An 11,631-nucleotide genomic window follows, 5' to 3' on the forward strand; every position below is an offset into this window, starting at 1 on the left:
CGCGCCCGCCGCCGGCACCGCGGCCCGTCCGGCCCAGGCGCAGGGCGCCATGGTCAACCTCAACACGGCGACGCAGGCCGAGCTCGACAGCCTGCCGCAGATCGGCGCCGCCCGCGCCCAGGCCATCCTGACCGAGCGCGCCAAGGGCCGCTTCCTCAACTGGGAGGACTTCGAGCGCCGCATGGCCGGCTCGTCGCTCAACCAGACCGCCAAGGATGCGATCCGCACCCGCGTCAGGTTCTGAGGCGCGATGGCGCGGCGGCCGGAGGCGCGTGCGTCCCGGCCGTCGGTCAACAGGCTTCAGGCCGGCTTGCCGGCTTGAGCGCGAGAGGCGGCCGGGAGGGGCCGCCTTTTTTGTCGGACGATTGCGGCCGTGCGCCGCCGCCGGTCACAGCGCTTCGGGTGGCGCCAGGCGGCCGACCAACATGGCGAAGGCGCCGGTGTCGTAGAATTGCGAAAGTTCCGCGATCTGGCCGTTGCGCAGCCGCATCTGGTCGAAGCTGTCGAACAGGCCGCTGCTGCCGGTGGACCGCACGGTGATGTGGACGCGCCACCAGACCGCCACCGCGTCGGCCTCGGCGACCAGGCTGCGGATCGTGAAGTCGCGGTAGCTGTTGCTGGCATGGACGGTACGCAGATGCGTGCCGATATCCGCGCGCCCGATGCGCAGGCCCGAATTGGCGTTCAGCACGGGATTGCCGAGCACGAAGAAGCGGGCATCGGGCGTGAAATAGCGCGTGAAGGCGTCGACGTCGCAGGCCATGCGTGCGGCATAGAAGGCGTCGATCTCGGCCCGCAAGGCATGGCGCCGCGCGGCGGGGCCGAAGCGCGGGCCGTTCGGCGGGGCCGGCATGGTTCAGATCCGCCTGGCCAGGACGGCCATGGAGGCCGTGTCCATGAACTGGACGAGCTCGGCGATCTCGCCATTGTCGAGGCTGAGATGTTCGGCGATCTCGAATTCTCCGACCGCGCCGGTCGCCTGGGAGCGCACGGTGACGTGGCGCCGCACCGCGGCGGCATCGAGATCGACGATCATGTCGACGAGCAGGCCGTCGAGATATTGGAAACTGGTGTGGAGGTTGCGCAGAACCGCCTCGATGGCGGCCCGGCCGTGATGCCGCCCGGCCTCGGGCACGAGCCGGGCGTCCCCGACGAGATGGAAGACGCCATCCGCCTTGAAGCCGCCGGCGAAGGTCGCGAGATCGCCGCTGACACGCGCCGCATAGAGCCGGGTGAGCTTTTCCCTGACCAGGGGCACACCCGAGACGAGGCGAAGGCGCGACGGCGTCATGAACATTCTCAGGTTCCGGCTCGCAGCGAACCGGTATCTCAGTACTGTTCAATAGCGTGATCGTCGCGAAGGTCAACCGGCCGCCGGCCGGGTGGGGCGGCGGGGGCGGCAATCGCAGCCGCCCCCGCCGTCTCCGATTCCGGGCGCGTCAGTTCTTGGTCTTGTCGACCAGCGCCTTGGCCTTGATCCACGGCATCATGTCGCGCAGCTTGGCGCCGACTTCCTCGATCGGATGGGCGGCCATGCGGGCGCGGGTCGCCTTGAACGAGGTCTGGTTGACCTTGTTCTCCAGCATCCAGTCGCGGGTGAACTTGCCCGACTGGATGTCGGTGAGGACGCGCTTCATCTCGGCCTTGGTCTCGGCGGTGATGATGCGCGGGCCGGTGACGTACTCGCCATATTCGGCAGTATTGGAGATCGAGTAGTTCATGTTGGCGATGCCGCCCTCATAGATGAGGTCGACGATCAGCTTCACTTCGTGCAGGCACTCGAAATAGGCCATTTCCGGCGCATAGCCGGCTTCGGTCAGCGTCTCGTAGCCGGCCTTGATCAGCTCGACGAGGCCGCCGCAGAGCACCACCTGCTCGCCGAACAGGTCCGTCTCGCACTCTTCCTTGAAGGTGGTCTCGATGATACCGGCGCGGCCGCCGCCATTGGCCGAGGCGTAGGAGAGGCCGAGGTCATGGGCATTGCCCGAGGCGTCCTGGTGGATGGCGATGAGCGTCGGCACGCCGCCGCCGCGCTGATATTCCGAACGCACGGTGTGGCCGGGGCCCTTCGGGGCGACCATCAGCACGTCGAGGTCCTTGCGCGGCTCGATCAGGTTGAAGTGCACGTTGAGGCCGTGGGCGAACATGATCGCGGCGCCCTGCTTCATGTTGCCGTGAAGGTCGTCGCGATAGATGTCGGCCTGCAGCTCGTCCGGCGTCAGCATCATGACGACGTCGGCCCACTTGGCGCCCTCGGCCGGGGTCATCACCTGGAAGCCGGCGCCCTCCGCCTTGGCGCGCGTGGCCGAGCCGGCCTTCAGCGCGATCGCCACGTCCTTCACGCCGGAATCGCGCAGGTTCTGCGCATGGGCATGGCCCTGGCTGCCATAGCCGACGATCAGCACCTTCTTCGACTTGATCAGGTTCAGATCGGCGTCGCGATCGTAATAGACACGCATAGTGAGACTTCCTTCTTCGTCTTCGGGGCCTGCCCGATATTGCGGACCCGACGATCGGGTCAGGAAACAATCGGTCCTCGCGCGGCGCGCTGGCGATCCGATCATGAATGGCGCGCCGCTTCTTGGCGCAAGATCATTCCCGGCACAAGGCCGGGACTGCATAGGTTCATCCCTTGTCGCCGCAGGCGCGGCGATAAAGTTTCACCGTCTCGGTCATGCCATGGATCAGCGCGTCGGCGGTCAGCGCGTGGCCGATGGACACCTCGGCGAGGAAGGGAATGGCCGCGACGAGCGGCGGCAGGTTGTCGAGGGTGAGGTCGTGGCCGGCATTGACGCCTAGCCCGGCCGCCCGCGCGGCCTCGGCAGTCGCCTTCAGCTTGTCGCGCTCGGCCTTCGCCTCCGCTTCCGCGAAGGCGCCGCCATAGGGGCCGGTATAGAGCTCGACGCGGTCGGCGCCGGTGGCCCTGGCGCCGGCGACGAGGCCGGGATCGGCGTCGAGGAACAGCGAGACGCGCATGCCTTGCGCCTTCAGCCGGGCGACGACGCGGGTCAGCAGCGCTGCGTCCTTCGCGGTATCCCAGCCATGGTCCGAGGTGGACTGGGCGGGGTCGTCGGGCACCAGCGTCACCTGGTCGGGCCTTGCCCTCTCGCAGAGCGCGAGGAAGTCTTCGCTCGGATAGCCCTCGATATTGAACTCGGCCGTCTTGAACTCGCGCCGGAGCATGTCCGAGAGGTCGAACACGTCGGTGCGACGGATATGCCGTTCGTCGGGCCGCGGATGCACGGTGATGCCATAGGCGCCGGCCTGCATGGCGATGCGCGACAGGCCGACCACGCTCGGCCAGGGCAGGTTGCGCCGGTTGCGCAGCTGCGCGATGGCATTGACGTTTACGGAGAGATGGGTCGGCATGGACGCCTTCTCGTGCTGGGGCTGGCGATGGGGTGCATTCAACGGCCCTGCGCGCCGTCGGGCAAGGCGGCCTCCAGCATGCCGTCCGGTCCCCGGCTCATGGCGGCGATGCCGGTTCGCGACACCTCGACCAGCCCGACGGTGCCCATCAGGCGGATGAAGCGCTCGACCTCTTCGCTCGTGCCGGTCAGCTCGAACACGAAGGAGTTGAGCGTCGCGTCCAGCGTCACCGCGCCGAAGGCTCCGGCAAGGCGCAGCGCCTCGACCCGGGCATCGCCCTTGCCGCGCACCTTGACCAGCACCAGCTCGCGCTCCAGCGCCTCGCCCTGGATGGTGAGATCCACCACGCGATGGACCGGCACCAGCCGGTCCAGCTGAGCCTTGATCTGCTCGATCACCTTCTCGGTGCCGGTGGTGACGATGGTGATGCGCGAGACATGGGCCTCGTGCTCGGTTTCCGAGACGGTCAGGCTTTCGATGTTGTAGCCGCGCCCGGAGAACATGCCGGCGATGCGGGCAAGAACGCCCGGCTCGTTGTCGACGAGCACGGCCAGCGTATGGCGGCGCGTGGCGTCGACCGTTTCGGACAGGAAGTAAGCGGATTGCGATTGGGCCATGATCTTGTCGTGCCGTGAAGGATGAACGATTGCGGGAAGCCGTGCGGAGCGTGGCGGGGCGGTCGGCATGCTGCCGGCCGCCCTCCGGCTCAGACGAGCTGCCGGCCCTTGGCGTCGATGACGCTGCCGATGTCCTCGGCGGCGTCGCCGAGCAGCATTTCGTTATGCGCCTTGCCCGAGGGGATCATCGGGAAGCAGTTCTCCTCCTTCGCCACCAGGCAGTCGAAGATGACCGCGCCCGGATGGTCGAGCATCTCCTTGATGGCGGCGTCCAGCTTCTTCGGATCGTCGCAGCGGATGCCCTTGGCGTGATAGGCCTCGGCCAGCTTGACGAAATCGGGCAGGGCCGCGGAATAGCTCTCCGAATAGCGCCCGCCATGCAGCAGCTCCTGCCACTGCCGCACCATGCCCATATATTCGTTGTTCAGGATGAAGATCTTGATCGGCAGGCGGTACTGCGCGGCGGTCGACATTTCCTGCATGTTCATCAGCACCGAGGCTTCGCCGGCGACGCAGATGACCAGCTCCTTTGGATGGGCGAGCTGGGCGCCGACCGCGGCCGGCAGGCCGTAGCCCATCGTGCCGAGGCCGCCCGACGTCATCCAGTGGTTCGGCTCGTTGAAGTGCAGATATTGGGCGGCCCACATCTGGTGCTGGCCGACCTCGGTGGTGAAATAGGGCTTGCGCTCCTTGGTCAGCGCATAGAGCCGCTCCAGCGCATATTGCGGTTTGATCACCGTGTCGGAATTCCGGTAGGCGAGCGACTTGCGCGCGCGCCAGGCGTCGATCTGGTCCCACCAGTCCTTCAGCGCCGCCTTGTCGACCTGGCCGGAGACTTCCTTCCACAGCCGCACCATGTCCTCCAGCACGTGGCCGCAGTCGCCGACGATGCCGAGATCGACCTTGACGTTCTTGTTGATCGAGGAGGGGTCGATGTCGATATGGATCTTCTTCGAGCCCGGCGAGAAGGCATCGATCCGCCCGGTGATCCGGTCGTCGAAGCGCGCGCCGATATTCACCATGAGGTCGCAGCCGTGCATGGCGAGGTTGGCCTCGTAGGTGCCGTGCATGCCGAGCATGCCGAGCCACTGCTTGTCCTCGGCCGGATAGGCGCCGAGGCCCATCAGCGTCGAGGTGATCGGATAGCCGGTCGAGCGCACCAGCTCGCGCAGCAGCGCGGCCGCGTGCGGCCCGGCATTGATCACGCCGCCGCCGGTATAGAAGATCGGGCGCTTGGCCTTGGCGATCATCTCGACCGCGGTGCGGATCTTTGCGATGTCGCCCTTGATCTGCGGCCGGTAGGTCTTGTGCTGGTTGTCGCGCGGGCGCTCGTATTTGCCGGTCTTGAACTGCACGTCCTTCGGGATGTCGATCACCACGGGGCCGGGCCGGCCGTTCTGCGCGACATAGAAGGCCTCATGCAGGATGCGCGGCAATTCCTCGATCGAGCGCACGAGGTAATTGTGCTTGGTGCAGTGGCGGGTGATGCCGACGGTGTCGGCTTCCTGGAAGGCATCCGACCCGATGAGATGGGTCGGCACCTGGCCGGTGAAGCAGACGATCGGGATCGAGTCGAGCAGCGCGTCCGTGAGGCCGGTCACCGCATTGGTCGCGCCGGGACCGGACGTCACCAGCACCACGCCGACCTTGCCGGATGAGCGCGCGAAGCCTTCCGCGGCGTGCACCGCGCCCTGCTCGTGGCGGACCAGAACGTGCTTCACCGCGTCCTGCTGGAAGATGGCGTCATAGATCGGCAGCACGGCGCCACCGGGATAGCCGAACAGCGTGTCGACCCCCTGATCGATCAGGGCTTGCACGACCATTTCAGCGCCGGTCATCTCGCGGGACATGGGGTGATCCTCTAGGGCTTTCGTTCGTCTTGGATCTTTGGGGCAGGTCTGGATCTTGGCAGAAGGCAATAAAAAAGGCCCCGTAAGGGACCTTGGATTGAGCGCCACCGTTCGGCCGCCGTGTGTGTCACACGTCCGTCGATGGCGCTCCGGATACAATAAGGACAGCTCGCGACACGCGCGTCTCCTGACAAGAAAATCGCGCGGACCGTAGACGAGGCCCTTGAGGTCGTCAAGGCGGTGTCGGTACTTGGTGCCTGCCCGGGGTGGCGGCTCCTCGTCCGTCTCCACATCATTGACATTCCGGCGGGGTATGATCGTGCCGCTGCGCGGCGAACGCGCCGCCGTCGTCATTTCAGCGGAAGACTACGATGCACTTCGCGCCGGCCGGCCGACATTGGTCGATGACCTGCTGGCTGGGCCGGAATGGGATGATGAGCTTGCCGATGCGGCGATGACACGGGCCAAGATTCCCAGTCGAAGCCCGGCCCTCTGATGTATCTCGTCGATACCAGCGTCATTTCGGAAGCGCGCCGCGGATCGGCGCCGGCGTTGGCCTGGATGCGTTCCGTCGACCCGACGACCATCCACCTGAGCGTTCTGACCCTCGGCGAGATCATGCGCGGGATCGCGTTGAAACAAAAATCCGATCCGGCGACGGCCGGACGACTGGCCGAATGGCTTCGCAGGCTTCGGCATGGCCATGCGAGCCGCATCCTGCGGGTGACTGACGAGGTCGCCGTCGCGTGGGGGCGGATTGCGGCCATCAGGCCTCGTGGCGACATCGACGGGCTCATTGCCGCGACCGCGATCGTCAACGACCTCATTCTGGTCACCCGCAACGCGCGGGATTTCGACGACACCGGAGTGTTGCTGGTCGATCCCTGGCAAAGCGCCGGCTGACGGGCTTGTCGCGGCAATGACTGCCGCAGAATTGTCGCCTATCCGGGAAGCTCGACTGCGACGGGTACTCCGCTCCGAAAGACCTCTGCGTCGCGCCGGTGCAACTACGAATCGAGCTGCTTCGTATAGACCGCATAGGGCACGCCGTGGATTGGCTGCACGTCCTTCAGCCAGGCAAAACCCATCCGCAGATACATGGGCAGGGCCACCGTCATGATCGGGCTGGTATGCAATGCGATCAGCGGCGCCCCGTCGCGTCTTGCTGCATCGAGGCAGGCTTCGCTGAGCAGGCGGCCGAGGCCGAGTCCGCGCGCGGCGGGAGCCACCACCAGCATGCGGATGATCGGCCAGGCCTCGTCGAAATAGGCTGCCTTCGGCCGACCGGGCCCGCAATAGCCGACGGATCCGGCGACCTCGCCATCATGTTCAGCGACGATGATCTCGGCCTTCGCCGCCAGTGCGGCATGGCAGGCGAGAGCCCGTGCCATGGCGGGCCAGTCCGAGAACAAGGCGCCGTACTGGCTGAACGCAGCCACCGCCAGGCGGTCGAGGACAGGCGCATCACCGGCCTTGTAGGCACGCAGGATGGGCGCCATCGTCGTCAGTCCTTCCGATCGGGCCCGACGACCGGTGTCATTTCACCATCCTCATCGTCGGTCTCGGGCGAAGCCGGGATGACGTAGGAGCCTTTCAGCCAGCGGTTGAGATCGATGTCGGCGCAGCGCTTGGAGCAGAACGGCTTGAACTTGACGAGGGCCGGCTTGCCGCAGATCGGGCAGGGGCGCCGCGGCTCGACCAGTTGCTCATTGTCGTTGGTGGGGGTCATGGCTGGCCCTCGTCCTGCTGGCTCCAGCCCTGCATGACCGGATAGCCGGTGCCGGCGATGAGGCCCACGGCTTCGGTGAGCGGCAGGCCGACGACATTGGTGTAGGAGCCGATCAGCGCCGTGACGAAGGCCCCGGCAATGCCCTGGATGGCATAGCCGCCGGCCTTGCCACGCCATTCGCCGGAGGCGAGATAGGCTTCGATCTCCGGGCCGCTCAGCCGCTTGAACCGGACGCGGGTCTCGATCAGCCGGGCACGGGTGCGCTCCTGCTGATCGACCAGGCAGAGGCCGGTATAGACCCGGTGGGAGCGGCCGGAGAGCAGGCGGATGCAGGCGTCGGCCTCGTCCACCGTCTCGGCCTTCGGCAGGATGCGCCGGCCGACGCAGACGACCGTATCGGCGGCGATCAGCACGGCGCCGCGCCATTCCGCCTCCTCGCGCAGCCGGCGGATCGCTTCCGAAGCCTTTTCGCGGGCGAGCCGCAGCGCCAGCTTGCGCGGGCTCTCGCGCGGGGCCGGCGTCTCGTCGATTTCGGCGGGCACCAGCCGATCCGGCTCGATGCCGGCCTGCTGGAGCAGCGCCAGGCGGCGCGGCGAGCCGGAGGCAAGGACCAGTTTCGGCCGGGACGCGGTTTGAGCCATGAGCACCTTCTTGGATTCCGCTTGCCGGCACAGAACCCGGCCGCGGCGGCGCGATCATTACCCAAGCCCCGCGGCTTTGTGAACAAGCCGTGTCGGAGGCCCCCGCCTTTCGTCCGGTTGGCTTGGCGCCTGCGAAGCGGCATAACCGGCCCTGCTGTTTGGCCTGTCCGGCGGCCGCGTCGAGGCAGCGGCCGGCGGATGGGCAGCCGGGGAGACCGACCATGCCGAAGACCAATCCGGGCCGCTTCTTCGAGGACTTCCGCCTCGGCGAGAAGCTGCGCCATGCCACCCCGCGCACCGTGACGACCGGCGATACCGCTCTCTATACCGGCCTTTACGGCTCGCGTTTCGCGGTCCAGTCGGCCGACAGCTTCGCCCGCGCGATCGGCTATCCGAGAAGCCCGGTCGACGATCTCCTGACCTTCCACATCGTGTTCGGCAAGACCGTGCCCGACGTCTCGCTCAACGCGGTGGCCAATCTCGGCTATGCCGGCTGCCGGTTCCTGAGCCCGGTCTATCCCGGCGACACGCTGTCGACGGTGTCCGAGGTGATCGGCCTGAAGGAGAACTCCAACCGCAAGACCGGCGTCGTCTATGTCCGCTCGGTCGGCACCAACCAGCACGGCGACGAGGTGCTGGACTATGTCCGCTGGGTGATGGTGCGCAAGCGCGACGAGGCCGCCCCGGCGCCGCCGGAGCTGATCCCGACGCTGCCCAAGGTGCTCGACCCGGATGCGATCGGCGACGCCTGCCCGATCATCGATCCCGATGCCTACGATACCGGCCTTGCCGGCCAGCGCCATCGATTCCGCGACTATGCGGTGGGCGAAAGGATCGACCATGTCGACGGCATGACCGTGGAGGAGGCCGAGCACATGATCGCGACCCGCCTCTACCAGAACACGGCCAAGGTCCACTTCAACCAGTTCACCGAGGGCCAGGGCCGCTTCGGCAGGCGGCTGATCTATGGCGGCCATGTCATTTCGATCGCCCGGGCGCTCTCCTTCAACGGGCTCGCCAACGCCTTCCACATCGCCGCGATCAATGGCGGGCGCCATGTCGCGCCGCTGTTTGCCGGCCACACCGTGTTCGCCTGGTCGGAAATTCTCGATGTCCAGGAGCTGCCGGGCCGCGACGATGTCGGCGCGCTGCGCATCCGCACGGTCGCCACCAAGGACCAGCCCTGCGCCGGTTTCCCGCTGCGCCAGGGCGAGGACTACGATCCGAGCGTGATCCTCGATCTCGACTATTGGGCGCTGATCCCGGTCTGAACCGCGGCCGCCTGCCGCGCTGCCGGCAGGCCCCACTGTGCGCCGCTGGCGCGCGGGAAGCCCGATTTCGGGCGCCTGGTGCAGCAGCGGCGCGCTGCACCATCAGGTTGACCTTCCCTTCGGTTTCGTCATGTTAGGCCAAGGGCCGGGCGGACGGCCCGAAATGGAATCTGCACATGGCCTTTGAACCTTTTTGCGCCGGGCCGCGACTGACCCTGCGAGCCCACCGGCTCGGGATCGACGATGCAGCCTGACAGCGACCAGGACCTGATAAGCCGTGTCGCCAAGGGCGATCGTCTCGCCTTCAGGGCCCTCTATGCCCGCCACCACGTCCGTGTGTTCCGGTTCATTCTCCGGTTCGTCAAGGACGAGGCGCAGGCCGAGGACCTGATCAGCGAGGTCTTCCTGGACGTGTGGCGGCAGGCCGACAGGTTCGAGGGGCGTTCCAGCGTCTCGACCTGGATTCTGGGAATGGCGCGCTTCAAGGCGTTGTCGAGCTTGCGACGACCGACCGAAACCGCCCTTGACGAGGATCAGGCCGGCACCATAGCCGACGAGGCGGATACGCCTGAGACGGTGGCTCAGAAAGTGGACAAGGCGCAGGCGATCCGTCGCTGCATCGCGGCCCTTTCGAGCGAACACCGGGAGATCGTCGATCTCGTCTACTACCAGGAGAAATCGATCTCCGAAGTGGCCGAAATCGTCGGGATCCCGGAAAACACCGTCAAGACGCGCATGTTCTACGCGCGCAAAAGACTTCAGGAGCTCATGCAGAGCGCCGGGGTCGATCGAGGTTGGCCATGACGACGCGTGATCCGCTGAATGCATCCGAAAGGCGAGCCGTTTCCGAGCTGCTGCCGTGGTACGTTACCGGCAAGCTCGACGCGGCCGACAAGGCGCGTGTCGAAGCCGCGCTCGCCCTCGATCCGACCCTCGCCGACGAGCTCGAACTCGTCAGGGACGACCAGGACGCGGCTCTCGAGCTGGCCGACCGCCAGCCCGTGCCCTCGGCGCGTGTGCTCGACACCCTGATGCAGCGCATCGAGGCCGAGCCCGCCAGGCTTGCCCATGTCGCCGCCAGCGCCAAGGCCGGCTTCATCGACTGGCTCGGCGCCCGGCTTGCCGCCTTCACTCCGCGCACGCTCGCCTATGTCGCGGGAGCAGCAGCCATCGCGCTGGTCGTCCAGGCCGGCGTCATCGGGTCCGGCTTCCTCGGCGGCGGCGCCAGCTTCCAGACCGCCTCGCACGATCCCGGCGCGCCCTCGCAGACCGACGGCACCTTCGTGCTGATCGGCTTTGCGACCCAGGCGAGCACGGCCGACATGACCAGACTGCTCGAGGAGATCGGCGCCTCCATCGTCGAGGGGCCGCGCCCCGGCGGCTTCTACCGTGTGCGGGTCGGTGCCCGCGGCATGCCGCAGGCGCAGGTCGACCGGGTCCTCTCGACGCTCAAGGCGCGCACGGGCGTCGTTCGTTTCGCCGGACCGGCGGCCTGAGGCCGCCGCACGACGTGGCCTTCTGCCAACGTTCCGCCCACCTCTACGTATTTAAACAGAAACATAGGCGGCCTATTGCCACCCTTGGGGCTGAATCGAGGGGAACGGAGCCATGACTGTCCACGGCGGTGAATGGACCAAGGCAGGGCGTGTGGGCCCGACCATGCTGGCCGGCCTCGTTGCGGCCTTTCTGGGCAGCACCAGCCTGATCGTCCTCGACACGCGGCCGGCCGCCGCGCAGTTCGGCAATCTCGGCGGCCTCGGCGTTCCCGGCCTTTCCGGTTCGGGCAATCTCGTGCGCCGGCCGAACCGGGTGCCCAATCTCAACCTGCCGAGCCGGATGCCGAACCTGCGTGGCATGCAGCCCGGCCAGCGCATGCCCGGCGGCTTGGAGCGGCTCGGCCGCAATCCCGACATGGCGATCGGCCGCGGGGCCCGCATCCAGGGCCAGGGCCGCTTTTCCGATATTCAGGGTCGTGGCGGCCGGATGGGCGAGTTCGGCCCGCGCGGCAACCGCATGGGCGAGTTCGGTCCGCGCGGCAACCGCATGGGCGAGATGCCCGGCCGGGGCGGCCGGATGGGCGAGATCGGCCCGCGCGGCAACCGTGTCGGCGAGCTTCCCGGCCGTGGCGGTCGGGTCGGCCAGATGCCCGGACGT

Annotated in this window: 15 protein-coding genes and 1 pseudogene; 7 read left to right on the top strand and 9 right to left on the bottom strand. The window is 67.3% G+C overall.

Annotated elements, in window-relative coordinates:
- On the top strand, positions 1–244 hold a 244-nt coding region (locus OZ671_RS31105; protein ID WP_268864296.1), incomplete at its 5' end, for a ComEA family DNA-binding protein.
- A 144-nt stretch (positions 245–388) separates the two neighbouring features.
- Here the strand turns inward: OZ671_RS31105 and OZ671_RS31110 are convergent.
- The 6 genes from OZ671_RS31110 to OZ671_RS31135 all read right to left on the bottom strand — a co-directional run bounded on the left by OZ671_RS31110 (position 389) and on the right by OZ671_RS31135 (position 5,836).
- The gene (locus tag OZ671_RS31110) at positions 389–853 is read right to left on the bottom strand and encodes a nuclear transport factor 2 family protein (protein ID WP_268864297.1); all 465 of its coding nucleotides are present in this window, start codon (positions 851–853) and stop codon (positions 389–391) included.
- A 3-nt stretch (positions 854–856) separates the two neighbouring features.
- Positions 857–1,291, bottom strand: coding sequence for a nuclear transport factor 2 family protein (locus OZ671_RS31115; RefSeq protein WP_268864298.1), 435 nt, complete (start codon positions 1,289–1,291; stop codon positions 857–859).
- A gap of 148 nt (positions 1,292–1,439) precedes the next feature.
- Positions 1,440–2,459 carry a ketol-acid reductoisomerase gene (gene ilvC, locus OZ671_RS31120; protein WP_038308627.1) on the bottom strand — a complete coding sequence of 340 codons (1,020 nt, stop codon included), beginning with the start codon at positions 2,457–2,459 and terminating at the stop codon, positions 1,440–1,442.
- A gap of 166 nt (positions 2,460–2,625) precedes the next feature.
- Positions 2,626–3,369, bottom strand: a complete 744-nt coding sequence (locus OZ671_RS31125; protein WP_268864299.1) for a pyridoxine 5'-phosphate synthase — start codon at positions 3,367–3,369, stop codon at positions 2,626–2,628.
- Positions 3,370–3,407: 38 nt separating this feature from the next.
- Complete coding sequence (gene ilvN / locus OZ671_RS31130) at positions 3,408–3,986, bottom strand: acetolactate synthase small subunit (RefSeq protein ID WP_103167841.1); 579 nt, start codon at positions 3,984–3,986, stop codon at positions 3,408–3,410.
- 89 nt (positions 3,987–4,075) lie between these two features.
- Complete coding sequence (locus OZ671_RS31135; RefSeq protein WP_268864300.1) at positions 4,076–5,836, bottom strand: acetolactate synthase 3 large subunit; 1,761 nt, start codon at positions 5,834–5,836, stop codon at positions 4,076–4,078.
- A gap of 313 nt (positions 5,837–6,149) precedes the next feature.
- Between OZ671_RS31135 and OZ671_RS31140 the strand changes: the two genes are divergently transcribed.
- Together OZ671_RS31140 and OZ671_RS31145 are read left to right on the top strand one after the other, a co-directional pair.
- Entirely contained in the window at positions 6,150–6,332 is a 183-nt protein-coding gene (locus OZ671_RS31140) for a prevent-host-death protein (RefSeq protein ID WP_268864301.1), read from the top strand.
- Complete coding sequence (locus tag OZ671_RS31145; protein ID WP_268864302.1) at positions 6,332–6,739, top strand: type II toxin-antitoxin system VapC family toxin; 408 nt, start codon at positions 6,332–6,334, stop codon at positions 6,737–6,739. The genes OZ671_RS31140 and OZ671_RS31145 overlap by 1 nt, the downstream gene beginning before the upstream one ends.
- Before the next feature lie 104 nt (positions 6,740–6,843).
- On the opposite strand, the gene OZ671_RS31150 is transcribed toward OZ671_RS31145, so the two are convergent.
- The 3 genes from OZ671_RS31150 to OZ671_RS31160 are packed head-to-tail and all read right to left on the bottom strand — an operon-like array spanning position 6,844 to position 8,206.
- Complete coding sequence (locus OZ671_RS31150) at positions 6,844–7,335, bottom strand: GNAT family N-acetyltransferase (protein WP_268864303.1); 492 nt, start codon at positions 7,333–7,335, stop codon at positions 6,844–6,846.
- Positions 7,336–7,340: 5 nt separating this feature from the next.
- Positions 7,341–7,565 carry a DNA gyrase inhibitor YacG gene (gene yacG, locus OZ671_RS31155; protein ID WP_268864304.1) on the bottom strand — a complete coding sequence of 75 codons (225 nt, stop codon included), beginning with the start codon at positions 7,563–7,565 and terminating at the stop codon, positions 7,341–7,343.
- Positions 7,562–8,206, bottom strand: a complete 645-nt coding sequence (locus tag OZ671_RS31160; protein WP_268864305.1) for a Maf-like protein — start codon at positions 8,204–8,206, stop codon at positions 7,562–7,564. The genes yacG and OZ671_RS31160 overlap by 4 nt, the downstream gene beginning before the upstream one ends.
- Positions 8,207–8,427: 221 nt before the next feature.
- On the opposite strand from OZ671_RS31160, the gene OZ671_RS31165 reads away from it, so the two are divergent.
- From OZ671_RS31165 to OZ671_RS31180, 4 genes and pseudogenes are all read left to right on the top strand, one after another.
- Positions 8,428–9,477 (top strand): MaoC family dehydratase, encoded by a 1,050-nt coding sequence (locus tag OZ671_RS31165; protein ID WP_268864306.1) that lies wholly within the window; start codon positions 8,428–8,430, stop codon positions 9,475–9,477.
- Between the two features lie 243 nt (positions 9,478–9,720).
- Positions 9,721–10,281: a sigma-70 family RNA polymerase sigma factor gene (locus tag OZ671_RS31170; protein WP_038308640.1), complete on the top strand. Its 561-nt coding sequence runs from the start codon at positions 9,721–9,723 to the stop codon at positions 10,279–10,281.
- Entirely contained in the window at positions 10,278–10,973 is a 696-nt protein-coding gene (locus OZ671_RS31175; RefSeq protein ID WP_268864307.1) for a hypothetical protein, read from the top strand. Before OZ671_RS31170 ends, OZ671_RS31175 begins: the two co-directional genes overlap by 4 nt.
- Before the next feature lie 112 nt (positions 10,974–11,085).
- Positions 11,086–11,631 (top strand): annotated as a pseudogene (locus tag OZ671_RS31180) (hypothetical protein); the annotation flags it as partial.

Origin of the sequence: Phreatobacter sp. AB_2022a (genome assembly GCF_026847585.1) — a bacterium.
GTDB lineage: Bacteria > Pseudomonadota > Alphaproteobacteria > Rhizobiales > Phreatobacteraceae > Phreatobacter.